Here is a 24,708-nt window from a genome sequence, read left to right as displayed (position 1 = left end):
TTTATCTTTTATCTTTTATCTTTTATCTTTTATCTTTTATCTTTTATCTTTTATCTTTTATTAAATCATTATATTTGATTACACCAAACATTAAAATATATTACTATGAGAAAATTATGCATGGGAGCCGTTCTTGGATTTCTTTTCCTTGGAAGCTGTGCTCAAAACAAAGAGAAAAGAGAGGAATATAAAGAGGCTCATAATAAAGATTCTTTAAGAAACAGAATGGGTGATTCTGCAGTAGCCAATTCTATACCTTCATCATCAACAGCTGATACCTCAAAAACAAAAACCGACAGTACAAGAGTCAAATAAAATCACAAATCCACAGACATCTGTGGATTTGCACTTAAAAAAACTTGACTGAAAAAAAACCGGGCAATCAACCCCGATTATGAGGTATGGTTTATATTCCCTATGAGAATATTTCCTTAAAATTAAAAAAATGGGAATTGCAGTTTCTCTTACAATGATCTTAGTTCAGAAGACGAAATAAAAGACATAAACTATGGCAGGATTGTGTCAGAACCCGTGAAACTGTCGCAAAGATATGGCTGCAAACGTTACCTGTAAAATAATTGGTTGTTCATTTTCATGAAAATGGTAAGATAGAGTTTAAGAAAACACGTCTTTTTAATCATTTTCCGGAAAACGGACATCTTTATCTGACGGATTCTCTGAATCAAGATATTTAATATATGCCGAGGGAGAATAATCAGTAACGGCTTTGAAAACAGCTGCAAATTTACTGTGTGAAGAGAATCCGCATTCATCAGCAAGGATACTTATTTTATACTGTCTGTACTTTTCATCATTAATCAGCTTGTCCACGATATAGTTGATCCTTAAACGGTTAATATATGTTTTGAAATCAGCACTTTTATGCTGATTGATGACATAAGACAGGTATTTTGTATTGGTATTCAATTCACCGGCAAGAAAAGAAAGTGACATTCCCTTATTATTATAAAGGTCCCCTTTTTCAAAATCTTCAAGAAGTTCCAGCAGTTTTGATTCTGTTTCAGAAGTCATTAAAGAATCATTTCGCCTTCGGCCTGACTCCGGATCTTTTTCATCAATTTCTTCTACAGAAATATTGGAAAATTCAGAATCATCAGATTTTTTAAAGGGATAATGAGTTTTATTACTGATCATATTCAGCTGAGCTCTTATGATATTTCTGAACTTTGAGCGCTGTCTTTTTTGTTTTATTCTGAAGAAAGCAACTAAACCCACCAATGAAGTAAACAGGACAATAATCGCAGTATTTTTTACCAGGTTCATCTGTCCTCCTTTTTTATTCACTTTAGTTTTCAGATGATCATAGTCTTTCATCGCAAAACTTTGGTTACGGGCAGCGATGCTGTCATAAGCATGCACATATTTCACGGCATATAAAGAAGCTTTATCATTATCTCCCATTCCTTCATAATAATCATTAATATTGGAATATACTGCCTTTTTTAATTTAAGACTTTTGGAAGTATCTGCTATTTTTTCTGCTTTTTTAAGGTATATTTCAGCATCTTTCCAGTTTTTCTGCTTCAGACGGATACCTCCAAGTCCGTTATAAACTAATCCCAGCGTGCAACTTCCATTTTTAAGCAGACCTTCAGCTTTTCGGTAGTAGTTTTCAGAAAGAGTAAAATCATTAAGCCTGAAATAAACATCTCCCAATAACTGATAAGAAGCTGCTGCAGTTCTGTTTTCATTGTCAGTGTTTATTTTTTCAAAATATTTCAGAGAAGATTCAATGTACTGTATGGCATTGGAATAATTGCCCATTTCCATTTCGTAGAAAGCCATTTCCTGATTTAAAAGTCCGGCAGTCTCATTGCTTTTCTTAAAATCAGTAATCTTAGCTGAAGCTTCCAGCCCTTTTAGGATATATTTTTTTGATCTCTCATAAAGTCCTACCTGACGATATTGCCTGGCTAGCAATCGGGTCACGGCAGCCATCCATTCCGGATTATTAATCTGGCAGGCTATTGAATGGGCATTTTCACTGTAACATATTGCTTTTTTAAATTCACCTGCGTGATGATAAAGCTCAGAAGAAAGCATAAGACATTTTATTTTCTCCAGCGGCGTCTGTGCTGACATATAAAGTGAATCAGCAGTTTTGATCGCTTTGGGTAAGTCTTTGTAGGCCATGACAGAAGACGTTCTCTCACAGATAAGATCAAAGCTGTTTTTTTTCTGGGCAAATATGGGGACTGCTGTTACCAGCAAAAACAAAAATTTCAGAAGATTTTTAGACATAAAAAAACAAATTATTATTTTTATTTTATAATAATTCATCATTATTTTCACTGGGTGTCTTTTTGTTTTTTACAAAACTAGTGATATTTTATTTTTTATTAAAATATTATATTGAAATTTAATCATTTAACTTAAAACATGCATTTACATTAATTTTAATAATAAGACCAAAATAATAAACGATTATCTTACATATAAACTGATATCTGTTTTAAAACTAATATTCCCTTATAATTATTTTCAATATGAACGGCTTCAGTGTCTTCATATTTATTACATTTGTACGGAATAAAAAGTTTTATGAAAAAAATAGCAATACTTTCCTCAATTTTCATAGGAGTCCTTGCATGGGCACAGGGAATTAAATTTGAAGAGGGCAATTTTGCCTCTATCCTTGCGAAAGCAAAAAAAGAAAAAAAACTGGTCTTTATAGACGCATATGCTTCATGGTGCGGACCTTGTAAACTAATGGTGAAAAATATTTTTCCGCTTCAGTCTGTGGGGGACTATTATAATTCTCACTTTATCAATGCTAAAATTGATATGGAAAAAGGAGAAGGAATTGAGCTTGCCAAAAAATATAATGTAAAAGCATTCCCTACTTATCTGTTTATTGATGGAAATGGTGAGGCAGTTCACAGAACTTTAGGATATGTGGAAGAAAAAGACTTTATCCAGTTTGCAAAAGATGCTGAAGATCCAAGCAAAAGGCTGACTTCGCTGAAACAGCAGTTTGAAAACGGGGAAAAAGATCCTGAATTTTTAAAGAACCTGGCCGGGCTTACTATGTATAATGATGCTGAATTTGCCGGTAAAGTGATGAACCGTTACTTTCAGCAAAAATCAAGCTTAGATCAGGAAGATATTCAAATGCTTCTTTCAGGTGTTCAGACTACAGACAGTCCTCTGTACAAAATTTTCCAGGACAAAAAAGCAGATATCATTAAATTTTTCCCTGAAGACAAATATGAGAAGTTCAATAAAAATATCAAGCTGAATACCGTTTCTAAAAAGGCCTATAATCCGGATACAAAAAAATGGGATGACAGCTATTTTATGGCTGAAGCTCAGAAATTCCTGAGCAAAGAAGAGGCTGATAAGATCTTAAAAAGAATGAAAGCCAACAGGGCTTTGAAGAATAAAGATATTCCTGAGTATGAAAAATTAATTCTTGACCTTTACAAAGATTATTCTGCAGCAGGTTCCGAAGAACTGAATTCTCTGGCATGGAATTTCTTTGAAAATGTAAATAACAAAGCTTCTCTGGAAAAAGCTATCGCATGGGCACAGGAATCTGTAAAGAAAGATCAGAACTTTGCCAATACTGATACTTTAGCCAATCTTTATAATAAAGTAGGTGATAAGAAAAATGCAAAGATATGGGCAGAGAAATCTATTGAACTGGCCAAAAGCACAGGACAGGATTCTTCCGATACAGAAAAATTATTGAAAAGCCTTTAATTGATTATTAAGGTCTAAAATAAAAAAACGCAGAACAGAGTTCTGCGTTTTTTTATGATGTATAAAACTACCCGTCATAAATTCTTTGAATTTCTGCCACCCCTCCAAAGGATGGGAATTGAGCTCTTCAGTTGTGGTATAAATGAAAATAAAGCTTCTCTTAGTATTCAAAAAGAACACTACCCCATGTAAATCCACTTCCGAAAGCAGAAAGAAGGACAAGGTCTCCTCTTTTGATTTTTCCCTGCTCAATCGCTTCACTTAAAGCAATTGGAATAGAAGCCGCTGTTGTATTTCCGTATCTCTGAATATTATTGAAGACTTTCTCGTTCGGCAATCCGAATTTTTCCTGTACAAACTGAGCAATTCTAAGGTTGGCCTGATGTGGAATGAACATATCCAGATCTTCAATGGTTTTTCCTGCTTTGTTCAATGCTTCCATCATGGTTTCCGGGAATCTTGTCACCGCATGCTTGAACACGAAGTTACCGTTCATGATAGGATATACTTCTTTGTTCGTTACATTTTCGGGTTCTTTTCTCATTCTGTCACTCCATCCGAATTTTGAACCCGGGAACTGGGTACAAAGCTCATCTGCATATTTCCCTTCAGAATGCATATTCACGGCTAAGATATCTCCCGCATTTTCATCTTCTGTAGCAGAAAGCACAATCGCTCCTGCTCCATCACCGAAAATAACCGAAACCCCTCTTCCTTCATCAGAGAAATCTAATCCGAAAGAATGAATCTCAGCGCCTACCACAAGGATATTTTTATACGTTCCGGATTTGATAAATGCATTGGCCACACTCATAGAATATACAAATCCCGAACACTGATTTCTTACATCCAGCGCCCCAATTGTATCGCATCCCAACATCTCCTGAAGCAATACCCCACACCCGGGAAAGTAATAATCCGGTGAAAGGGTTGCAAAAACAATATAGTCGATATCTTTTGAGGTAAGACCAGCATTCTGAATCGCTTTTTCTGCGGCTTTAAAACCTAAATAAGCACTGGTTTCCTGAGAGTCATTTCTGTTTTTTCTGTGCCTTCTTTCTTTGATACCTGTTCTTTCCGTAATCCACTCGTCATTGGTAGTCATTAGTTTGGCTAAATCATCATTTGTAACAACGTTATCTGGAACATAAAATCCCACACCTTTTATTGTACTTTTAATCATATAGTTTTTTAATTTTGGCAAAGATAAAACTTATTTAACACATAGTTTTTCAAAATATTAGTATTTTTACTTTATGCCAATTGATACGATATACAGAACCTCCCAGTGCGAATGGGTAGATGTAGAGGCTCCTACTGTAGAAGACCTGAAATTCCTTCATGAAAGATATGAAATCAATAATCTTCTCCTGGAAGATACAATGGATCCTAACCACCTTCCGAAATATGAAGAAGATGGAAATGTAAAATTCTTCTTACTCCGTGAAAGTACAGAGCTGGAAAGAAAGAATCTGAATACCATCAGTGATATCAGCACCAAAATTGGAATTTTCCTGGTAGAAAACACCATTATTACCATCCACAGGATGAAAACCAGGAGTATTTCCGAGACCAAGAAAAAAGTTTCTCTGATCCAGGAGGATGTTACTCCTCAGCAGATCACGCTGATGATCACTTTATTGATCATGAAAAGCTTTGATGATGAATCTTTAAGCCTGTTCGAAACAATGGACAATATAGAAAATGAGATTTTCCTTAAAAATACCAATCATACCAGCCAGATCCGCCGCCTTTACAAGCTGAAAAGAAAGTCGGGGCTCAATTCACGGGTTTTGGTTATTTCTACAGACGCTATTGATAAATTTAAATTGCTGAATTTACAGGACTCCGAAATTGTCGATTTAAAGGATAAGCATAAAGATGTAGTGGCCGACTTTGACCATCTGAATATTCAGATTACCAACCTTATTTCCATGTTCCTGGCACTTTCAGATCAAAAGGCCAACCAGGTCATGAAGGTATTGGCTATTTATTCGGTATACTTTTTACCGATCACTTTTATTGCCGGGGTTTATGGGATGAATTTTGAAAACATGCCAGAGCTTCATCATAAACACGGATATTTTATAACACTTGGCGTCATGGCCACGGTCGTGATCAGTACTTTTATTTATGTGAGACGAAGACAGTGGTAAATCATTTTTCGAACGTGAAATTTTATCTTCGATAAATATGAAACTGGTTGACTATTTGATACCAGAGATTACTTCACCTCAGTTCACAATAACGACACCCATCAAAACAAAATACCATGGCTCCTGAAAACCTCAACAAAATCCTGGAAGATCGTTCCCTTTCGCAGGCATCCAAAGATAAACTGCTAGCCTTACACGGGAATATAGCAGCCAAAGAATTCTCTGACCTGCTGGACCAGTCCGGCAATCAGTATGTAGAGTTTGTACAGGAAGGTGGCGGTGTCTGGGGAAGTGCGCTGGTAGGTTATCTGTACGGACTGGAAATATTCGGTATCCGTTTTCTCAAAGTGGCAGGAACAAGTGCCGGAGCTATTAATACCATGCTCATTGCAGCCTGCAAAACCAAAGAAGAATCTAAAAGCGAGCTGATCAAAGATATTCTTTTCAGCTGGGATTTTTCAGATTTTATAGATGGGAAGACCTATGTGAAAACGACGCTCCATGCGATGCTTAACAATAAGGATTTTTTTAAGATCAATGCTGTTATTGCCGTAATTCTTTTTATGATTCTGATCAGCATTCCTTTTCTTACGACCTCAACCACGATTCTGAATGCCAAACTGATGTTTCTGATTCCACTGATTCCGGCGGTAATCCTGTTTTTCTGCATCCAAAAGCTTTACAACAATTTCAGAAAAGAAAACAGCGGGCTGAATCCCGGAAATGTATTTCAGAATACGATGCAGAATGCCCTGGATCAATTCGGAATAAAAACGGTTGCCCATCTCAATAAAAAATTCATCCAGAAAGAAAGAGAACTCAATCTCAACTACCGGTATGGAAACGGGCAGGAATATTATCTGATGGCCCTGCAAAGTATCGAAAAGATTAAAACCAAAAACCAGGAACATATTGATCAGACCCGATACAAAATTTTCTATGAAAGTTCTGCCAATAACGATTATTATAAAAACAATCCGTTTTACCTCCTTAAGTCAGAATATGTAGTTATTACCACGGATATCAATGCCAAAATTAAAGTGGAGCTTCCCACCATGGCCAATCTCTACTGGTCTGAAGAAGAACTGAAACACATCAGTCCTGCTGAATTTGTAAGAGCTTCTATGGCCGTTCCATTTTTCTTTGAGCCTTTCCAGAAACAAATCAATAAGGAAGATGATTCTGTAAAATATGCCTGGAGATACTGGATGAACACCCAACCTGAAGATATCAATCCTGCAGGCGTTTTCATTGATGGGGGCAGTATTTCCAATTTTCCCATTGATCTGTTTCATGCGGATGAAGTTTTTTATCCGAGAATGCCTCTTTTTGGAGTACAGCTGACCAGTGATTCTGCTATTCTTTCAGAAAAAGGGAAAACCAGTGAGGAAATTCTTAAAACCCCCTTCAGCTATGCCGGAAATATCATCAGCACCCTGAAAGGATTTAATGACAAGACATTTCTTACCAAACATACCTTTTATAAATTATACAGCATACAAAGCGTTAATTGCGGAACAAGCAGCTGGCTTAACTTTTTTATGAAGAGAGAAGAAAAAGAAGAACTGTTCAATAGGGGCTTCCAGGCTGCCCTTGATTTTCTCAATACATTTGACTGGGAAAAGTACAAATATGAAAGAATGATGCTTACGATGAAGGATAAAAAAATACTAAAAGAAGAGGATACGCCTACGGTGGGGTAAAGATTTTTAGTATTTTAGCTATTTAAATATCCATGAAAAAGAGACATTTTTTTATTCTGGGGATTGTTATGATCCTTATTTTTATTTCAATTCCTGTTATTCATGTTCTCAAGACCAAGTGGAGTGAATCTGGCATTAAAGCCGAAATTCCTGAAGGGTATACCAATGATGCCAGTCAGCTGAATTTAACGAAAATCGATACGCTGATCCATGTTCCGGCTTCAAAATCTGAAATTGAAAACCAGCTTCGCCAGATCATACAATACTCGAAGGAAAAGAATTTAAAAATCTCTATTGCCGGGGCCCGGCACAGTATGGGCGGACATACCATCTACCCTAATGGTATTCTCCTGAATATGCTTCCCTATAAACATATGGAACTTGATACAAAGAACAATATTCTGACCATCGGTTCTGGTGCACTTTGGGAAGAAGCCATCAGGTATCTGGACAAACACGGGAAATCTATTGCTGTGATGCAGGCTTTCAGTTCTTTCTCTGTAGGCGGATCCATCAGCGTCAACGGACATGGGTGGCAAAAAAATCTTCCTCCTGTATCTTCCAGTGTAGTTTCCTTCACACTGATGGATCAGCATGGAACCATTGTCAATTGCAGCAGAGAAGAAAATTCCGAACTTTTCAAACTGGTAATTGGCGGCTATGGCCTTTTCGGGATTATTCTTGATGTCAGATTAAAAGTAGTTGACAATATTGCTCTTCAATATAAATATATCCGTTTAAGTGCTGATCAGTATCCGAATTATTATAAGAAATTCATTTCAGAAAATCCTGATGTCAATCTGGTTTTTGGAAGACTGAGAATATCAGATAAACGATTCCTAGAGGAAGCAACCATCAGTTATTTTGAGAAAGCCAATGAAAAACCATTACCGCTTTCCCTTCAGAATGCTAAAAATGAGGAAACAAAACGTTTGGTTTTCCGAAGCACAGTAAACAGTGAATATGGAAAAAGACTTCGCTGGGACCTCGAAACCGGAATGAACAAGGTGACCAAAAATGCAGTGTATTCCAGAAATGAACTGTTAAATGACCATGTTTCACTCATCGAAAATAAAGACCCTCATTCTACAGATCTTTTGCAGGAATATTTTATTCCGGAGAGAAATTTCAGTCAGTTTATTAAAGAAATAAAACCTGTTTTGAAAAAATCTGGTTTAGATCTGCTTAATATTACCATCCGCGCCGTGAAAAAGGATGAAGACAGCTATATGAACTATGCAAGAGAAGATGTATTTGGATTTGTATTTTTATTCAATCAAAAAAAGACAGACAAGCAGGAAGAGGCCATGAAAATATTAACCAATAAACTTGTTGATATTACATTAAAAAATGAAGGAACTTTCTATTTACCTTACCGTCTTCATATTGACAGAGAGAAAATGAGAAAGGTATATCCGCAGGCAGCATCTTTTTTTGAGCTGAAAAGAAAATATGATCCTTCTGAGATCTTTGATAATAAATTTTATCAACATTACAAATAGCTAAGAAGGAAGAAAAATTAACAAAGTTTTCAATTTTAAATGTAGAATAATGGCCAGTTGTTTTATTACTTTTAAAGATGGAGCCACCTTTTCCAGAAGATGGACAGTATATGACGGTATTATACAGATAGTCATTAAAGAATTATACCTTCTCGAAAATGGTAAGCCTCTTGCTGGGTGGCTTACCCTTCAAATCCCTTTGGAGGAGGAAGATGATGACCAGAGAGCAGAATCAGGGTATGGCTTTTATCAGGAAACTACAGGTAAGTGGATCAATAGAAGCCTGGATACGAGAAGCCTCACAGAAGAAAACCAGAAGTTGTTCTGGAAAGCAATTGAAAACGGAAGGAAAAACCTTCACAATCCTGAACTGGAGAACTATTCTGATCTGAGTATTGAATACTTTGAATGTTTCTATGAAATGTATCAGTTTTCTATACAGGGAGTTCCCCCTGAAGAATATTCTCACACAACCATTAGTGGGCACTGCAGCCAAAAAAACGGTCCCGGATGGGAATAAAGATTTAAATTAGAAAAATGAACTGGATCATCAGAAGTACAAAAAAAATACTATTCCATACGAATCTAAACGAGGTTTTAAAGCCTGTGTGGGACTATCTTATTAATTATCGCTGGATTGTGACAGATCTGGACTTTATTTCTGAACAACCGCTTCCCATTAATTTTGATGAAAATTTTTTTGTTTTGGATAATCCGGAATTTGAAAAGCTATATCAAAGCAATACTCAGATGATTTGGGGAATCATATCCGCTGTTCCAAATAATATAGTACCAGATACTTCATTAATCGCTAAATTATCTGCTGAAGATTCCATCGTTTGGGAACCTAATCATTTTTTAATACAGGAAAGTATTTTAGAAATTATTGCGATTGATAGTGGATATACCCTTGTAAAATTTAAAGACAAAATCTTTCAGATAAATTTAAAGAGTATTTTCAGGAGCAGGCGGTAGATCTGCAGAAGTTCAATAAGAAATATAGGACTGGAGCATGAAAAAATTTGTGTTAGAAAAATATCATATTATTCTTTCAATACTCACTTTAGGATTTATCATATTCTGCATATTAGACGAGAATGTATGGGTAAAAAAAATGCTCAAAACCCCTAAATACACCATTGGAGAGGCTATTACTGACTGGCATCAAAAGAACAACAATGGTGTAGGAACAGATTACAAATATCAGGTTAATCATAAGATATACTTTAAAACTACAGATTGTTCTTATAAAAAAGGAGAAAAATTTCTTGTTATTTTTGATTCTGTTATACCTAAAAATGCCAAAGTTCTTGGTATTTATTCTATTGAGAATTACCTCATAGATTTAAAGATTCCCGCTAAGGGGTGGAAATATCAGGATGTGCCTTTTAATATTGATAGTAATACCATAAAGAAATATGTTCAGGACTGGAATATTGAACCATTTGAATATATTCAAAAGTAAGCTGAACTCATTTTAATAAATGAGTCCAACTTTACTTTTCGTAATATTATAAATTATCCAGGAACTCCAGATACATAGGAACACTTCTTTCAATCCACTCATCGGAAGAATCTCTTTCGATGCCGTAGTAGACGAATGGTTCCTTGTAATCTGCTTTTATATAATCAAAAGTCAGTTCATAAGGTCTGAAAAGTTCCTTCATGGTATATTTATACTCTCCGGATGCGCTGTATCCTTCTTCATCGATTCCTGCGGTAACAGCCAATGACATTTTCTTTCCGGCCAGCTTGAAACCGCTATTGCTTCCATATGCCCATCCATACAAAACCACCTCATCCAGCCACTGTTTTAAAAGCGGCGGGCTGCTGAACCAGTAAAATGGAAACTGAAATACAATCTTATCATAAGATTCCATCAGTTTTTGCTCTTCTGCCACATTGATTTTTCCATCGGGATAAGCTTCGTATAATTGATGAACCGTATATTTTTCAGGATATTTTTTTAACTCGTCAATCCATTTTTTATTGATCGCTGATTTTTCAATATCAGGGTGTGTTACAATGACTAAGGTCTTCATTATGTTTAAATTTCTGATACAAAATTACGATGCATAACTTACATTTCGTACATTAGCAACCCATTGTATGGTACTATAAAAAATGTAAGTAATGACTAAAATAAAGGAAACTTCAACCAATTTTGCCAATAAAAAAGCGCTTGCTGATGAGTGCCCGGAAATCTATGCTTCCAATATTATCGGAGGTCAATGGGCATTGGCAATATGTTGTTATCTGATCAATGGAAAGATGAGATTTGGAGCGCTTAAAAAAAAGCTTCAGAATATCACTGAACGAATGCTTACCCTACAGCTCCGCAGACTGGAAGAGGATAAAATCATTACCCGAACAGTCTATGCTGAAGTGCCACCAAGGGTAGAATATGAGCTTACAGAAATAGGTTACAAACTGAAACCGATTATTCTGGAGTTTGAAAAATGGGGAATAGAACATAGACAACTTTTAGAAAAGGAGATATCTTAGTTAAAAAAAGCTTTTATTTAGAAACTATTTTTAACCATAATCCAAAAACATATGAGTGATCCATTATCATTGGAATACCTAAAAGGAATGCTGCACACCTATGGCCAGTTAAACATGCCTGACTCCAATCTATGATGTATTTTTGATATTCGGGAACTTGAAAAATCAGAAAACGAAATTGAACGGTTCAGAGAATTAATTTTTCCGTCAAAAAAAGCAAACATTGAGTTAGCTCCTATTGAAGATTATAATAATTTTAAGACAAAAATCCTTTCCCATTGGCTATTTAGCGGTGATTGTTGGGCTTCTAGAAACTTAGACTCTGCATGGAAGGAAGATAAAACAAATTCATTTTACCATGCCTTAGCAACAGTTACACAACTTAAAACCATAGAACAATTTATAATCGATGGCTATTCCACTGATGGATTTGGAGTGCACTCAACCGCTTTTCTGATTACTGGTTTTGAAAAGAAATACATATTATACTTTATATATGATGGATAAAGTATTCTAAACGTCTGAATACTCTTTTCGATTAAGAATATTGTTAAAAAAGATTTACTTCTTCAACCACATAGGATTCTGCTCCAATACTTTTTCATAAATGGGACAGGTTTCATGATGTGATCCTTTCAAATAGCCTGTGCTCATGAGAAATTCGTTCACAATCTCTCCGCCTGTAAATTTGAATGTTTTCTTAAAAAGTTTCATCCACTCCTGTAAAGTTTTTGGATGATGATGTTCCAGCCATTTTTCAAATGAACCAAATTCTTGCTGCAGCCCGATAATCGTTTTGGCATTTTCAATCGCGGCATTTACTTTTAGCCTGTTTCGGATAATTCCACTATCGCTTAAAAGCCTTTCACGATCTTCCTCCGTATAGGATGCTATTTTTTTAATATCAAAATTGTCATATGCTTTTCTGAAACTTTCTTCTTTCTTTAAAACCGTTTCCCAGCTTAAACCTGCCTGGTTGATTTCCAGAATCAGTCTTCCAAACAATTCATTATCATCATGAATAGGAAATCCATAATAATTATCATGGTAGTTTTTATGTAATTCTTTTCTGCTTTCAGGCTGCATTCCGTCTATGGCTAAGCAATAACTCATTGAAGTATATGTTTTAGTTTATCGGGGTAAAGATAAGACAAGGTTGTGACAACTGTTAGTCAGTAGGATTTATTTTTGAAGAAAGGAAGATGGAGGCTGAAAGGTGAGAGCTTTTTGAGTATGAAAAATCTTTCAAAGTCTTTTAATAAATAGATACCTAATCTTAATTATTCTGAAAACTACGATGGTTTACAACATTCTCAATCAACAATTTCCCTCAATACTTCAGAAATATTAACTAGATTAGCAATCTCAAATATCAGCCATGAAATCACTGTTTTCTCTTCTATTTTCTTTATTCTTAATTTCAGTACACGCTCAGACTATCTATTCTAAAGCCTATGGAAATCCGACAGATCCTCCAGTCATTTTTATTCATGGCGGACCAAGTGGAAATGCAACATTATTTGAAGGAACCACAGCTCAGAAACTCGCTGACAAAGGGTTTTATGTAATTGTATATGACAGGCGTGGTGAAGGCCGATCCAAAGATGAAAATGCGACTATGACTTTTAAAGAAAGTTTTGAGGATTTAAAAGGTATTTACACAACATATCATATTAAAAAAGCCAACATTCTTGCCCATAGCTTCGGTGGAATTATAGGAACCCTCTTCGCAGCACAGTTTCCAGAAAAAGTACAATCTCTTACTCTTGCAGGCGCTTTATTTACCCAGCAGGAAACTTATGATCATATTCTTCAAAATGCAAAAGAACATTTTAAAAATGATCCGTCTCAGCTTAAAGAGATTTCTGAAATAGAAAATCTGGATAAAAATTCCGCAGCCTACAGAAAAAGATGTTATGAAATGGCTGGTAAGCTTGGTTTCTTTGACATGCCGACCCCTACTCCCGAAAGTGAAATGCTGAGAAAAGAATATGCAGCAGGAGAATTTTATAAAAACAATATAAGAAACCCAAGCTCCCCTCTTAAATTCTATCAAAATGAACCTTTAAACAATCTTGATAATACCGCTGTTTTAAAGGACATCCGCAAAAAAGGAATTCCCATTTTTGCCCTATATGGTAAAAATGATGGCATATTTTCAGAAAAACAGCTGAATGATCTTAAAAATACTGTCGGAAAGAAAAATTTCAGGATTATAGATAACTGTTCGCATTATTTATTTGTGGATCAGCAGAATGAATTTTTACAGTTTATTCAGTTAAAATTAAAATAAAGTGTAGTTTTGTATTAATGTCAAACACCAAGACCCATACGAAGACTTATAAAGCCGTCATTATGATGCTCATATTGGTGTTTTCATTATCACCATGTTCTGTAAAAAGAGATGTTCTTGATCTCTTTGATATTGAATACATCAGCGGCTTAAATAAAGTAAGAACAACAACTGGAGTTTCATTAAACTGTGATACTTCGATCGTCTCTTCAAAAACATCTCTTTCAAAAGCTGAAGTAAAGTACAGGGCCTCATTTTTGAGTTCCATTGTAATTTCAAAAATTACAGGAAAAGAAAGTATCTTTTTTAATAAGTATTCGGGACATGCTACAGGAAATAGTCCACCAAAATATATCTTATTTAAAAGACTGAAATTAAATCTGGCTTAAAAACTTTTTAATCCGTCATCAGTTTTTTACAATACAATATTAATTTCAATGAAACATACCATAAACAGCCAGTCTTTGGATCTGGCCGGGCTATATACTTTACCCTTCCGAATGGTTATCGGATGGACTTATTTTTCAGCATTCTGGCGCCGACTTATCCTTGAAAACAAGCTTATTCCCGATGAAAATGGATATATCGGGGAAAAATTCAATCATTTTTTACCAAATGCACTCGGAATAAAACCTGTTATTGAATATCTGGTTACCCATCCCGATGCTTTACAACGCTCCATGATGATTTTTACCATTATTGAAGCCATCATAGGATTACTCATCATTCTTGGCTTCTTTACTCGACTGATGAGTATAGGAATATTCAGTCTTGCATTGGGAATTTTATTGGGTTCCGGATGGCTGGGAACAACGTGCCTTGATGAATGGCAGATTGGTGTTTTGGGAGTAGCGGGTGGTTTTGTTCTGTTCCTTACCGGAAGTGGTTCTTATTCCCTCGACTATTATATTATAAAGAGAAATATAAGCTTTACTCAGAAAAAATGGTTTCAATGGTTGGGCTCAGGAAATCTTCTGATCGCAAAACCGAAAGTTTTTGTGTTGACAGGTTCATTGGCTATTTTTGGATTAACCCTTTTTACCAATCAATATTTCCATGGCGGCGTGTGGGGAATCCTTCACAATAAATCAGTAAAACCGAAGCTTGAAATTTCCAATATCTCCCATAATAACTCAGATCTGAAATTTAAAGTATACAGAACAGAAGGTGCCGATGTATACGGCTCTTTTGTAATAGGTATTCACATCCTTGACAAAAACGGAAATATTTTAAAAGAGCTTGATCATCATCAGCTTTCCGGAATTTCAAAGAAAAGCATACAAAATCATTATGTCGCCAAAGTAAAGCCGGGAAAATATAGTCTGATAGTTCCTTTGGGAGCAAAAGCTGATGTGACATTGAGTATCCGTGATGTTCTTCAGAAAAGTAAAATTCATGCCTTAAAGCTGATTGACATCAGTGGTATTGAATGGATAGAGAAAATTGAATAGGAGTTTGAGATTAGGATTCAGGAAGTGATATGTGGTTTTTATTTTTGGCTAAAGCTGAAGGTAATAATCTTTTTTTGACAAACGAGCTAAGCCCATTTCTATTGAACTATCCCTCTATGATTTTATTAAAATAAGATCTACAGGAGATAGGCCAAATCGACGGGACATTTATACGTTTTTGCCTTAAAATCCAATTCCATTACAGAAAAAGAGGTTGGCTCCTGCATATCAAAATATAGCATAGGAGACAGCCTCATTTTGAAATAAAGATCCATTACAGTGAAATCTACAGAATCTTTAAAATTGGTGAGATGATTTATAAGAATCTATTTTTCTGAAATCATTACATGGTAACTGCATGAGCTGTCCGGGTCAAGTTTCAGGACTTTTATTTCAAGTAAAACATCCAGCCCCATGGTATCGCAAACTCCCTGTATAAAAGGTTTTATGACCGGCCATTTCAACAGGCCTGCAATCTGCAGACTCTGTGTGATCTTGTGATAACGGTCTATTCCTTTGATCAGCAGTTCACCTTTGTGGTCATTTAATTCTTTAAATTCAAAATTATATTCGGGACTGGATGTAAAAACGGCTCCAATAAGTATTTTTGCGACTGCCGGGATCCCAGGCTGCAGATTAGATTTTGTTTCAAGATTTCTCAGGGTCATTCTTGATCCGAGGTCATACATAAAAGTACTGGAAAGCTGGTCTATCGCTTCTGCTCCATATAATTTTCCAGCCTGTTTAAGTATTCCTCCATAAAAAGCTCCTGTAATATCTGACAAACGCTGGGTAAGCTCTGTAAAGGTTCCGGGAAAGAAATCTGCAATAATCTGCGCCTGATTCATTTCAGTCAGATAAATATCATGTTTTCTGAAATCGGATAATGCCATGTAAGTTTCCGGCAGTTGTATTTGATTCATATTTACTCTATTTTGAGATCATGGTTAGTTTAAAAAATCGTGGCTAACTTCTCAACCGTTTAAAAAAATCAAAAAAACGATAGAAGTTGAGTTCATATTCTTTGTTTGACATTGTAAAGCTAAAAAATATAAATAAATTCTCCAATAAGTGATATTATTTTTTAATTAACAATTTGAAAACAGAAGGTATTGTATAGTATCATTTTACGGACGAAAGGGCATAAAAAAACCTTCGGAATTTCCGAAGGTTTTTGATTAAAATTTAGTGCATGGCTTCACTCAAATCTATTTTTTCTTTACTCTTTCTCTCTTTTATAAATAGTATAAACGGAATACATACTAAAAATATTACTCCCAGATAAAGAAATACATCCATATAGGATAAAACAGTGGCCTGCTTGGTTACGGACAGATCCAGCATTTTATAAGCAGCATTCATCGCTGCATCAGGTGTCATTCCTTTAGCTACAAAACTCGCTTTCAGTGTTGCCAGTCTTTGCTGCACATCAAAGCTGTTTTCGTCCAGATGGGATATTAAGTTGTTCCTGTATTTCTGACCGGCATTGGCAATAAAAGTAGTGATCGCAGCGATTCCGAAAGATCCTCCAAGCTGTCTCATCATTCCTGTAAAAGCTGCTCCCTGGCCAATTTCCTGTCCCTTCAATGTACTTAATGACAAAGAGGTAATCGGAATAAACAATAATCCCAATCCTGCTCCTCTTACAATCAGCATCCAGAAGAAAGCATCTTTACTGGTATCCGGTGTCAGGATTTTATATCCCCAAAAGCTATAAACAAAGAAAATAAACAGTCCCAGCGATACCAGGATCTGCTGTTTTGCTCCTTTCGCCAGTAATCTACCAATAATCGGCATCATGAAGGCGGTCGTTAAAGCAGCTGGAATCATCAGGGCTCCCGACTGAAGAGCCGTCCATCCTAAAATACTCTGGGTATAAAGAGGCACAATGAATGTGGAACCATAAAGTCCGAATCCAAGCACGAATGACATCATTGTCCCGATTCTTAAATTACTGTTTTTAAGCACCCTGAGCTCCACAATCGGATATTTAAAGGTAAGTTCCCGCCAAAGGAACAAAATAAATCCTAAAACGGCCGCTACAGTAAACGCTACAATCATTCCACTGGCAAACCAGTCCTCTTCATGTCCTCTTTCCAGGATAAACTGTAATGAACCTACGGTCACAGCCAATAAACCGATCCCGATCCAGTCAACATCCGAAGCCTTCCTTTTTTCAGCATATTTCGGACTTCTTACAAACTGCAGTGTCATCAGCGTCGCTGCAATTCCGATCGGAATGTTGATATAGAAAATATAGGGCCAGCTGAAATTATCTACGATATATCCTCCAAGTGGCGGACCTAACGTTGGGCCGATAATTACTCCCAGACCATAAATAGCCTGAGCCATACTTCTTTTTTCAATCGGATAAGATTCCGTAATAATCGTCTGTGAGGTAACCAGTAAAGCTCCTCCTCCGATTCCCTGCATCAATCTGAAGAACACAAGTTCCCAGATATTGGTCGCGTTTCCACATAAAAATGAAAATACGGTAAATATAATGACGGATGCCGCAAAGTAATTTCTACGTCCGAACTGCTGTGAAAGCCAGCTCGTCATCGGAACAATAATAACGTTCCCGATAGCATAAGCCGTAATCACCCAACCCACTTCTGAAAGTGTAGCTCCAAGATTCCCCTTCATTTCATTCAAGGCAACATTGACAATCGTGGAGTCTACAATTTCAAGAAGGGCACAAAGGATAGCAGTAATCGTAATGATCACTCTCCGCGCTCCATATTCTACTAATGAATCTTGCATAATTTTTATTCGAATATTTGTATTAATGTAAAATGTAGGATATTAATCATTTTCAATTCATCATGAATACATTTTACGTAAATACATCAATACTATTTCAAAGCAACCTCTGCCTTCACGTTCATTCCGGTTCTCAATCTTTTTGCAATATTCTTGTCAAGATTTACAAAATCAATTTTTACAGGAAGTCTCTGAACTACTTTTACGAAGTTACCACTCGCATTGTCTGGAGGAAGAATAGAGAAAGTAGCACCTGTAGCCGGAGAGAATGAGCTTACCACTCCTTCAAATTCCTGATCAGGGAAAGCATCAATCTCAATTTTCACTTTCTGACCTTCTACCATCTTGTCTACCTGAGTTTCCTTAAAGTTGGCCACTACCCATTTCTGGTCGTTTTTAACCAAAGCAAACAATTGTGCTCCTGCCTGCAGATACTGACCTGCCTGCGTAGGTACTTTTCCTACATAACCGTCTTCCGGTGCCAGGATTACTGTATAAGATAAATTCAACTTTGCATTTTCTACATCTACTTCTCTTTGTTTAGCTACAGATCCGGCAACACTGATCTGTTGAGAGCTTGCCGCCGTCTGAGAAGAGGCAATGTGAGTTTGCTGAGCAATTTGATTTCTCTGATCAACTAAAACCTGCAATTGTCTGTCTGCAGATTGTTTTGCTGCTAAAGCCTGCTCATACTGCTGTTCTGTAATAGAATGATCTTTTACAAGATTGGCATATCTTTTCAGGTCCTGTGAAGTTTTCCAAACATTCACTTTTGCGGCTTCTATCTGAGCATTGGCAGTGACTACTGCCGCTTCTGAAGAACCGATATTTTTTGAAGTCGCCGTCGTCGTAGCTTCTGCATTGGAAATATTGCTTTTAGCTGTGGATAATGCTGCCTGAGCCTGTTCAAGAGCCATTTTCTGATCTCTGTTATCCAAAATCACCAGTGTATCTCCTTTCTTTACAAACTGGTTATCTTTTACTTTTACTTCAGCTACATAGCCTGAAATTTTAGAAATTACCGGTGCCATATTGGAAGCAATCTGAGCATCGTCAGTCTCTTCGTGGTACTGTCCGTAAGTAAAGGCTCTGTAACCGTAGATTCCTCCTCCGATTACTACTGCTGCTAGAATGATTGGAAAAACTAAACTTTTTTTCTTTTTAGGTTCAGCGGCCTGTGTATTATTATTTTCCATTTTGGTTTCGATCTGATTATTTAATTGTTAAAGTTCCTGTTGTCTGTAATAATTTTCTATATGCCAGTGCAGCATCTGCCTTAGCATTGATCACGCCTACGTTGGCAGCAATCTGAGCGGCGTCTGCATCCAATAATTCAGTCATGGTAGCAAGACCGTTGTCGTATTTATTTTTTGTAATTCTGTAATTTTCATTGGCCTGTTCAGCAGATTTTTCGAAAACAGCAATTCTCTTTTTAGAGTAGTCTGTATTCTGGTATTCCCTGTTGACATCCAGCTTAATGTTGTCATTTAATAATTCATCGGTAGCTGCCAATTGCTTTTCTCTTGCTTTTGACTGTCTCAATGAAGAATTTTCTTTCCAAAGGTTAGACAGATTATAAGAAACCCCGATTCCTACGTTAACTGCATTATACAGGGTTAGAAATTTAGGAATGTCTGCTGCTACATATCCACCTGTAAATGCAATGGAAGGAAGATTTTCAGCTTTTGCAGCCTTAGTTCCCAATTCTGCAGCTTTTCTCTGCTGTACCAAAGCCTGCAGGTCTTTACGGTTTTCCCTGGCTTCATTTACATAAAAATCAACAGGCTTTACATCCGCTCCCTCTTCAATATAATTTTCATCCACTTCAAGTTCTGTTGTTTCAGGAAGCCCTAATAACAGGTCCATGTTGATATTGGCAATATTGTAATTATTTCTGGCTTCCAGCAATTGCAGTTCAATATTCGAAGTCTGAAGGTTTGCTTTTAATCTGTCATTTCTGGCAATCAAACCGTTATTTTCCATTTTAAGGAAAGTTTCATCTCTTTTCTGAGAAGCGGCAAGGTTTTCTTCAAAAACTTTGATTGACTGGTTGGCTTTAAATAAATTATTGTAAGCCTGAGCAACGTTATAAGCAATGGCAATTTTGTCATTCTCAGTGCTTAGTTTGGAAGCTTCTACCAGGTATTTTGCCGACTGAATGCCATATTTTATTCTTCCTCCGCTGTAGATCGGAACGCTCAGATTCGCAGAACCATAAAGTACCTGATGTACTTCCGGACCTCCTGCTCCTCCTGAAACACCGGGAAGCTTGATATCAATATTCGGTTTTATCGGAAGGTACATATAGCTGCCTGATACTTTCAGCTCCGGTAACTGCCTGTTTTTAGCTTCCAAAAGATCAGCTGTAGCCTCTTCGATCTTGGCTGCATCGATCTTGAGATTCTTGCTGTTCTGGATTCCCAGTTGTACGGCTTCATCAAGAGAAAGTGTTTTTTTCTCCTGGGCATTTGCATTTGCTATTCCTACGAATAGTGATAATGCAATCACTGAGTTATTTATTCTCTTCATAACCTAAAAGGTCTTTTAGTAAATATTTAATATGTTTATTAAGTTCTGTATAGTATTTTTCATCAAAAGTTTCTTCATCTTCTGTTTCGTTCAGGAACTCTTTATACATTTCTTTCGCATTGAATGCATAAAATAAAGTTCCGCTTACCGTAGAATGGAGAAGATAAATAGGTGGTTTTTTGGTAAAAATTCCATTTTTAAGACCACTTTCCAATATTTGTGAATACATGGAAAGAAATCCCATTTTAGTCTGTTTCAAAAATTCAACAATCTGAGGATTCTTGGTGTGCAGCTGCTCTCTCTGCATAATCCTGTAAAAGCATTTTTGAGTCCGGATCTTATTAGAAAACTGATCGATTACTTTTTCAATTTTCTGCCATTCGTTGATATCAGTTCTTCCCAAAAGATCTTTTGAAAAAAACTGACCTTCATTCATTCTGTATTCTACTAATTTCTCATAAAGTTTTTCCTTAGAGCCAAAATAATACGAGATCATAGAGATATTTACATGAGCGGCCTTTGCAATTTCCCGGGTAGAGGTTCCTTCGAAACCTTTTTCCGCAAAGAGTTCTTCGGCAGCGAATAATATATTCTCTTCTTTTGAAATCATGTTAGTATTCATTTTTCAGGCTGCAAATTTACATAAGTTTTTATTCAAATCAAACGATTGATTGATTTTTTAATATAGATTTAATGTATTATAAACAAAAGACGATTTCTATAATGCGATATTCACTTATCAAATCCTATTATTACCAACAAAAACATCAAAAATCTTCCTATTGATTTAAAATTCCTAAATGATCCGAAAAAGTATTACATTTATCCACTTTTAAATTTTTAATCATGAAAAAAATAATTTCAGTTCTGGCAGTAGGTTTATTTACATTAGGCTATAGTCAGGAAAAGCCTAAAGAAGGGGGATGCTGTGCAGGAAAGGACAAAAAGGAATGCACCGTAAAGGACAAAAAAGCGTGTGCTGATACTCACCATAAAGATTGTGATATGAAAACAAAAACAGCAGAAAACTCTCCTAAAACCAAAAATAAGAAAACAGTAAAAGTGAAAAAAGCCTAGGCTGAATTTATATAAGCTGAAACTCCGGCCATGGCCGGAGTTTCAGCTTATATACTTTTATGAATATATCTTGATAACTTTATTCCCAGATCGGTCCATACAATTTTAGGATTTCCGTTTCTTGTCAGATGCAGATCAGCAGCATTGATTTCTTCTAAAATACTTTCAATATTAGCTCCACTGATAAATTTTGAAAATCCTGCCCAATTGAAACCATCCGCATTGATTTTCTTATAGACCAGATTTTCGGACTGGTAATTCTGAAGCAATGCCAGCCTGAAAATTTCAGCACAATAGTTCAGAAAGTTTTTTTGCTTTTCACGGTTCCACCCTGCAATCTCTCTAGCCCAGAAAATAATACTTCTGAGGTATTCGGGTTTCTTTTTCACCATAAATGCATCTCTTACCCATTGTACAAATAGTTTTTCAAATTCATTGGTCTTATCACCGGAATTCAGAAGTTTTACGGCAGTGTTAAGATCTCCCTGGGCCTCATGAACAATTTCCCTCAATTTCTCTTCAGAAACAGAAAAGTTTGTTTTAAGATGGCTTTCAATATCCTCGTCCTCAATTCTCGGAATCTCTACAATCTGAGTTCTGGAAAGTATGGTAGGAAGAATATCATTGGTATTTTCAGCCGTAAGAAGAATGATGGTCTTTGCGGGCGGCTCTTCTAAGAATTTTAAAAACTTATTTGAAGCGGCAACGTTCATTTTATCTGCTCTCCAGACAATCAGGATCTTAGTGCCTCCTTCAAAACTTTTCAAAGAAAATTTCTGATTCTGGTCATCAATTTCATCTGCAGAAATAAATAACTGCTTATTTTCTGACTCCAAAAAAGCGGTCCAGTCATCATAGCTTGCATAGGGAGACTCAAGAATCATTTCTCTGAACTCATCAAATTTATTCTTGCTTAAAGAGTTTTTATTATCTGTAAAAACCGGAAAGCTGAAATGCAGATCCAGGTGATTGAGGTGCTCTACTTTCGCTGCAGCATGTTCATTTTCCAGGCGTAAGATCTCACGGGCGTAAGCCAATACAATCGGCAGTGTTCCGTACCCTTCTTTTCCTACAAAAAGTTGGGCATGGCTCACTCTGTTTTCAGCAATGCTTTCTCTAAGAAGTTTTTTAAGATTCGTCTGTCCGGCGATGTTCTCCCAATTCATGTTTCAAAGATAAAAAATCTTAATTCAATTCATAAATTAAGTCTGGTTAAAATGCATAAAAATATAGGTGATGTATTTTGAAGTTGTTTAAAATTATATAGAGGTTGTTTAACTTTTATATTCATTATTTTAAGCATAAAAGTTTTAACCACTTAAGTTTTTCAGGACCAGACCCTATGCGTAATAAGTACACGTAAGTTTTGTGAAAATCTTTGATTTTCATCTTATGTAAACTTTTCTGCGGGGTCATTTTAACTTCTTAAGTAAAATCAAGTGTTTTAAAATCAAACCTTTTGTGACTTTTGTGGTTGGGTAAGGTTTAAACAACTTTAATATCAAACAGTACATTTACAAAGTAAAATTATTCGTAAATTCATTACTATTTCACATTTTATTCAAATATTAAAATTTTATACTCATGGATACAAACCTGGAACAAAAAATTAAAGGTATATTTCAGCAACAGAAAACCTTTTTCAAAAACAACCAGACGAAAGACATTGAATTCAGAAAAGCACAATTAAAAAAATTCCGGGAAGTTTTTTTGCAGCATACTGATGCACTCTGTGAAGCTTTAGATATAGATCTGGGCAAAAGCAGAAAAGAAGCGGAATATGTGGAAATTCAAATTGTCATCAGCGAACTGGATTATTTATTGGAAAATATTGATGAATGGGCAAAACCTACACCTGTTCCTTCAAAACCACATCCGTCCGGAGCTGAGGTTGAAAGCAAGGTTACTTATCAGCCTTATGGAGTGACCTATATTATCGGTCCTTTCAACTATCCTGTCCAATTGACCTTCAGTCCGCTCATCGGAGCCTTGATTTCCGGAAATACCGCCATCATAAAACCTTCTGAAAACACACCACATGTTGCACAGGTTCTTGAAGATATTGTCAAAAAATCTTTTGATGAATCCTATGTATCAGTTATTCAGGGGGCTATTGAAGAAAATACATTATTATTAAGTCTTCCTTTTGATTATATATTTTTTACGGGAAGCCCTAATGTCGGGAAAATAGTGATGAAAGCAGCTGCAGAACAGTTAATTCCAGTAACACTGGAACTTGGAGGGAAATCGCCTACGATTATCCATAAAGATGCAGATCTGGATAAAGCTGTGACAAGAATTTCTTACGGAAAATGGATCAACTGTGGGCAAACCTGTGTTGCTCCTGACTATATTTATATTCATGAATCTATAAAAGAGGCATTTATTGAGAAATTTAAAGTTCATTTAAATACAATATATGAAGGTAATTCTTTGGGAAAAATAGGTAAAATTGTAAGCCAGAACCAGATCAAACATCTCGCAGGCTATCTGGATGCGGCTCCTGAAAAAGTAATCTACGGAGGACATTATGATCTTGAGACCCGCCACTTTGAAGCAACTTTAATGGATAATATAACCTGGGATGATCAGGTTATGCAGCAAGAAATTTTCGGGCCTATTCTTCCTGTTATGACGTATGATGATATTGAGGAAGCACTGGAAGAAATCAATATCCGCCCTAAGCCTTTGGCATTATATATTTTCACAGAAGATCAGAAATTTGCTGATTATGTTTTAAGCCATACTACAAGCGGAGATGCTGAGATCAACAGTGCCATTATTCATGTAGGCTCTCATTATTTGCCTTTTGGAGGAATAGGAACTTCCGGAATGGGCAAATACCATGGGAAGTACAGTTTTGAATGTTTCAGCCACAGCCGCTCTGTTCTTGAGGTAAAATAATAACAGGAATGTTTTTCCTGTAAACCACGACTGTTCATCATAGAACAGTCTTTTTTGTAAAAACAGAATTAATATTTTTATTGCAGAAAATTTGCATTTTTC

At 36.1% G+C, this 24,708-nt stretch carries 24 protein-coding genes; 14 read left to right on the top strand and 10 right to left on the bottom strand.

Features of this window, described 5'->3' with window-relative positions; all coding sequences use genetic code 11:
* Positions 1–105 precede the first annotated feature (105 nt).
* Positions 106–315, top strand: a complete 210-nt coding sequence (locus CRS_RS06555; protein ID WP_142723271.1) for a hypothetical protein — start codon at positions 106–108, stop codon at positions 313–315.
* Positions 316–633: 318 nt separating this feature from the next.
* Here CRS_RS06555 and CRS_RS06550 read toward each other — a convergent pair whose 3' ends face one another.
* The gene (locus CRS_RS06550; RefSeq protein ID WP_172617013.1) at positions 634–2,262 is read right to left on the bottom strand and encodes an AraC family transcriptional regulator; all 1,629 of its coding nucleotides are present in this window, start codon (positions 2,260–2,262) and stop codon (positions 634–636) included.
* A 300-nt stretch (positions 2,263–2,562) separates the two neighbouring features.
* Between CRS_RS06550 and CRS_RS06545 the strand changes: the two genes are divergently transcribed.
* Positions 2,563–3,723: a thioredoxin family protein gene (locus tag CRS_RS06545; protein ID WP_142723269.1), complete on the top strand. Its 1,161-nt coding sequence runs from the start codon at positions 2,563–2,565 to the stop codon at positions 3,721–3,723.
* Between the two features lie 160 nt (positions 3,724–3,883).
* Here the strand turns inward: CRS_RS06545 and CRS_RS06540 are convergent, their stop codons facing one another.
* Positions 3,884–4,906, bottom strand: a complete 1,023-nt coding sequence (locus CRS_RS06540) for a 3-oxoacyl-ACP synthase III family protein (protein WP_142723268.1) — start codon at positions 4,904–4,906, stop codon at positions 3,884–3,886.
* Between the two features lie 73 nt (positions 4,907–4,979).
* Here CRS_RS06540 and CRS_RS06535 point away from each other — a divergent pair, with 73 nt between their 5' ends.
* From CRS_RS06535 to CRS_RS06510, 6 genes are all read left to right on the top strand, one after another.
* On the top strand, positions 4,980–5,879 hold the full coding sequence (locus CRS_RS06535) for a CorA family divalent cation transporter (RefSeq protein WP_142723267.1): 900 nt from the start codon (positions 4,980–4,982) through the stop codon (positions 5,877–5,879).
* 116 nt (positions 5,880–5,995) lie between these two features.
* A complete protein-coding gene (locus CRS_RS06530) occupies positions 5,996–7,582 on the top strand; it encodes a patatin-like phospholipase family protein (RefSeq protein WP_142723266.1) in 1,587 nt (528 codons plus the stop codon).
* Positions 7,583–7,614: 32 nt separating this feature from the next.
* Positions 7,615–9,084: an FAD-binding oxidoreductase gene (locus CRS_RS06525; protein ID WP_142723265.1), complete on the top strand. Its 1,470-nt coding sequence runs from the start codon at positions 7,615–7,617 to the stop codon at positions 9,082–9,084.
* A 49-nt stretch (positions 9,085–9,133) separates the two neighbouring features.
* Positions 9,134–9,604 carry a hypothetical protein gene (locus CRS_RS06520; RefSeq protein WP_142723264.1) on the top strand — a complete coding sequence of 157 codons (471 nt, stop codon included), beginning with the start codon at positions 9,134–9,136 and terminating at the stop codon, positions 9,602–9,604.
* 17 nt (positions 9,605–9,621) lie between these two features.
* Positions 9,622–10,059 (top strand): hypothetical protein, encoded by a 438-nt coding sequence (locus CRS_RS06515; protein WP_142723263.1) that lies wholly within the window; start codon positions 9,622–9,624, stop codon positions 10,057–10,059.
* Between the two features lie 37 nt (positions 10,060–10,096).
* Entirely contained in the window at positions 10,097–10,549 is a 453-nt protein-coding gene (locus CRS_RS06510) for a hypothetical protein (protein WP_142723262.1), read from the top strand.
* Between the two features lie 46 nt (positions 10,550–10,595).
* Here CRS_RS06510 and CRS_RS06505 read toward each other — a convergent pair whose 3' ends face one another.
* Entirely contained in the window at positions 10,596–11,126 is a 531-nt protein-coding gene (locus CRS_RS06505) for an NAD(P)H-dependent oxidoreductase (protein ID WP_142723261.1), read from the bottom strand.
* Between the two features lie 91 nt (positions 11,127–11,217).
* Between CRS_RS06505 and CRS_RS06500 the strand changes: the two genes are divergently transcribed.
* Positions 11,218–11,589, top strand: coding sequence for a helix-turn-helix domain-containing protein (locus tag CRS_RS06500; protein ID WP_142723260.1), 372 nt, complete (start codon positions 11,218–11,220; stop codon positions 11,587–11,589).
* 561 nt (positions 11,590–12,150) lie between these two features.
* Here the strand turns inward: CRS_RS06500 and CRS_RS06495 are convergent.
* Positions 12,151–12,702, bottom strand: coding sequence for a DNA-3-methyladenine glycosylase I (locus tag CRS_RS06495; protein WP_142723259.1), 552 nt, complete (start codon positions 12,700–12,702; stop codon positions 12,151–12,153).
* A 265-nt stretch (positions 12,703–12,967) separates the two neighbouring features.
* Between CRS_RS06495 and CRS_RS06490 the strand changes: the two genes are divergently transcribed.
* The 3 genes from CRS_RS06490 to CRS_RS06480 are packed head-to-tail and all read left to right on the top strand — an operon-like array spanning position 12,968 to position 15,333.
* Complete coding sequence (locus CRS_RS06490; RefSeq protein ID WP_142723258.1) at positions 12,968–13,882, top strand: alpha/beta hydrolase; 915 nt, start codon at positions 12,968–12,970, stop codon at positions 13,880–13,882.
* 17 nt (positions 13,883–13,899) lie between these two features.
* Positions 13,900–14,271, top strand: coding sequence for a hypothetical protein (locus tag CRS_RS06485; RefSeq protein ID WP_142723257.1), 372 nt, complete (start codon positions 13,900–13,902; stop codon positions 14,269–14,271).
* Positions 14,272–14,319: 48 nt separating this feature from the next.
* Positions 14,320–15,333, top strand: a complete 1,014-nt coding sequence (locus CRS_RS06480) for a TQO small subunit DoxD (RefSeq protein WP_142723256.1) — start codon at positions 14,320–14,322, stop codon at positions 15,331–15,333.
* Positions 15,334–15,659: 326 nt separating this feature from the next.
* Here the strand turns inward: CRS_RS06480 and CRS_RS06475 are convergent, their stop codons facing one another.
* The 5 genes from CRS_RS06475 to CRS_RS06455 all read right to left on the bottom strand — a co-directional run bounded on the left by CRS_RS06475 (position 15,660) and on the right by CRS_RS06455 (position 21,247).
* Complete coding sequence (locus CRS_RS06475) at positions 15,660–16,256, bottom strand: hypothetical protein (protein ID WP_142723255.1); 597 nt, start codon at positions 16,254–16,256, stop codon at positions 15,660–15,662.
* 262 nt (positions 16,257–16,518) lie between these two features.
* The gene (locus CRS_RS06470) at positions 16,519–18,096 is read right to left on the bottom strand and encodes a DHA2 family efflux MFS transporter permease subunit (RefSeq protein WP_142723254.1); all 1,578 of its coding nucleotides are present in this window, start codon (positions 18,094–18,096) and stop codon (positions 16,519–16,521) included.
* A 92-nt stretch (positions 18,097–18,188) separates the two neighbouring features.
* Positions 18,189–19,292, bottom strand: a complete 1,104-nt coding sequence (locus CRS_RS06465) for an HlyD family secretion protein (RefSeq protein ID WP_142723253.1) — start codon at positions 19,290–19,292, stop codon at positions 18,189–18,191.
* Positions 19,293–19,308: 16 nt separating this feature from the next.
* On the bottom strand, positions 19,309–20,625 hold the full coding sequence (locus CRS_RS06460; protein WP_142723252.1) for a TolC family protein: 1,317 nt from the start codon (positions 20,623–20,625) through the stop codon (positions 19,309–19,311).
* Positions 20,609–21,247, bottom strand: coding sequence for a TetR/AcrR family transcriptional regulator (locus CRS_RS06455; protein WP_142723251.1), 639 nt, complete (start codon positions 21,245–21,247; stop codon positions 20,609–20,611). The genes CRS_RS06460 and CRS_RS06455 overlap by 17 nt, the downstream gene beginning before the upstream one ends.
* A 224-nt stretch (positions 21,248–21,471) precedes the next feature.
* On the opposite strand from CRS_RS06455, the gene CRS_RS06450 reads away from it, so the two are divergent.
* Complete coding sequence (locus CRS_RS06450) at positions 21,472–21,702, top strand: hypothetical protein (RefSeq protein ID WP_142723250.1); 231 nt, start codon at positions 21,472–21,474, stop codon at positions 21,700–21,702.
* A 47-nt stretch (positions 21,703–21,749) separates the two neighbouring features.
* Here the strand turns inward: CRS_RS06450 and CRS_RS06445 are convergent, their stop codons facing one another.
* Positions 21,750–22,868 carry a DNA polymerase III subunit delta' gene (locus tag CRS_RS06445; protein ID WP_142723249.1) on the bottom strand — a complete coding sequence of 373 codons (1,119 nt, stop codon included), beginning with the start codon at positions 22,866–22,868 and terminating at the stop codon, positions 21,750–21,752.
* A gap of 418 nt (positions 22,869–23,286) precedes the next feature.
* On the opposite strand from CRS_RS06445, the gene mdlD reads away from it, so the two are divergent.
* On the top strand, positions 23,287–24,606 hold the full coding sequence (gene mdlD / locus CRS_RS06440; RefSeq protein ID WP_142723248.1) for an NAD(P)-dependent benzaldehyde dehydrogenase MdlD: 1,320 nt from the start codon (positions 23,287–23,289) through the stop codon (positions 24,604–24,606).
* Positions 24,607–24,708 lie beyond the last annotated feature (102 nt).

This window comes from Chryseobacterium sp. ON_d1, from assembly GCF_006829085.1.
Classification (GTDB): Bacteria; Bacteroidota; Bacteroidia; order Flavobacteriales; family Weeksellaceae; genus Chryseobacterium.
Note: the sequence above shows the minus strand (reverse complement) of the source record. Positions and strands in the feature narration are given on the sequence as shown.

Bases quoted from the DNA above. Each gene is read 5' to 3' on its own strand.
- CRS_RS06450 (WP_142723250.1), top strand. From the start codon at position 21,472: ATGAAAAAAATAATTTCAGTTCTGGCAGTAGGTTTATTTACATTAGGC.
- mdlD (WP_142723248.1), top strand. From the start codon at position 23,287: ATGGATACAAACCTGGAACAAAAAATTAAAGGTATATTTCAGCAACAG.
- CRS_RS06480 (WP_142723256.1), top strand. From the start codon at position 14,320: ATGAAACATACCATAAACAGCCAGTCTTTGGATCTGGCCGGGCTATAT.
- CRS_RS06545 (WP_142723269.1), top strand. From the start codon at position 2,563: ATGAAAAAAATAGCAATACTTTCCTCAATTTTCATAGGAGTCCTTGCA.
- CRS_RS06520 (WP_142723264.1), top strand. From the start codon at position 9,134: ATGGCCAGTTGTTTTATTACTTTTAAAGATGGAGCCACCTTTTCCAGA.
- CRS_RS06475 (WP_142723255.1), bottom strand. From the start codon at position 16,256: ATGAATCAAATACAACTGCCGGAAACTTACATGGCATTATCCGATTTC.
- CRS_RS06535 (WP_142723267.1), top strand. From the start codon at position 4,980: ATGCCAATTGATACGATATACAGAACCTCCCAGTGCGAATGGGTAGAT.
- CRS_RS06495 (WP_142723259.1), bottom strand. From the start codon at position 12,702: ATGAGTTATTGCTTAGCCATAGACGGAATGCAGCCTGAAAGCAGAAAA.
- CRS_RS06485 (WP_142723257.1), top strand. From the start codon at position 13,900: ATGTCAAACACCAAGACCCATACGAAGACTTATAAAGCCGTCATTATG.
- CRS_RS06465 (WP_142723253.1), bottom strand. From the start codon at position 19,292: ATGGAAAATAATAATACACAGGCCGCTGAACCTAAAAAGAAAAAAAGT.
- CRS_RS06555 (WP_142723271.1), top strand. From the start codon at position 106: ATGAGAAAATTATGCATGGGAGCCGTTCTTGGATTTCTTTTCCTTGGA.
- CRS_RS06505 (WP_142723261.1), bottom strand. From the start codon at position 11,126: ATGAAGACCTTAGTCATTGTAACACACCCTGATATTGAAAAATCAGCG.
- CRS_RS06510 (WP_142723262.1), top strand. From the start codon at position 10,097: ATGAAAAAATTTGTGTTAGAAAAATATCATATTATTCTTTCAATACTC.
- CRS_RS06460 (WP_142723252.1), bottom strand. From the start codon at position 20,625: ATGAAGAGAATAAATAACTCAGTGATTGCATTATCACTATTCGTAGGA.
- CRS_RS06540 (WP_142723268.1), bottom strand. From the start codon at position 4,906: ATGATTAAAAGTACAATAAAAGGTGTGGGATTTTATGTTCCAGATAAC.
- CRS_RS06530 (WP_142723266.1), top strand. From the start codon at position 5,996: ATGGCTCCTGAAAACCTCAACAAAATCCTGGAAGATCGTTCCCTTTCG.
- CRS_RS06525 (WP_142723265.1), top strand. From the start codon at position 7,615: ATGAAAAAGAGACATTTTTTTATTCTGGGGATTGTTATGATCCTTATT.
- CRS_RS06515 (WP_142723263.1), top strand. From the start codon at position 9,622: ATGAACTGGATCATCAGAAGTACAAAAAAAATACTATTCCATACGAAT.
- CRS_RS06455 (WP_142723251.1), bottom strand. From the start codon at position 21,247: ATGAATACTAACATGATTTCAAAAGAAGAGAATATATTATTCGCTGCC.
- CRS_RS06470 (WP_142723254.1), bottom strand. From the start codon at position 18,096: ATGCAAGATTCATTAGTAGAATATGGAGCGCGGAGAGTGATCATTACG.
- CRS_RS06490 (WP_142723258.1), top strand. From the start codon at position 12,968: ATGAAATCACTGTTTTCTCTTCTATTTTCTTTATTCTTAATTTCAGTA.
- CRS_RS06550 (WP_172617013.1), bottom strand. From the start codon at position 2,262: ATGTCTAAAAATCTTCTGAAATTTTTGTTTTTGCTGGTAACAGCAGTC.
- CRS_RS06445 (WP_142723249.1), bottom strand. From the start codon at position 22,868: ATGAATTGGGAGAACATCGCCGGACAGACGAATCTTAAAAAACTTCTT.
- CRS_RS06500 (WP_142723260.1), top strand. From the start codon at position 11,218: ATGACTAAAATAAAGGAAACTTCAACCAATTTTGCCAATAAAAAAGCG.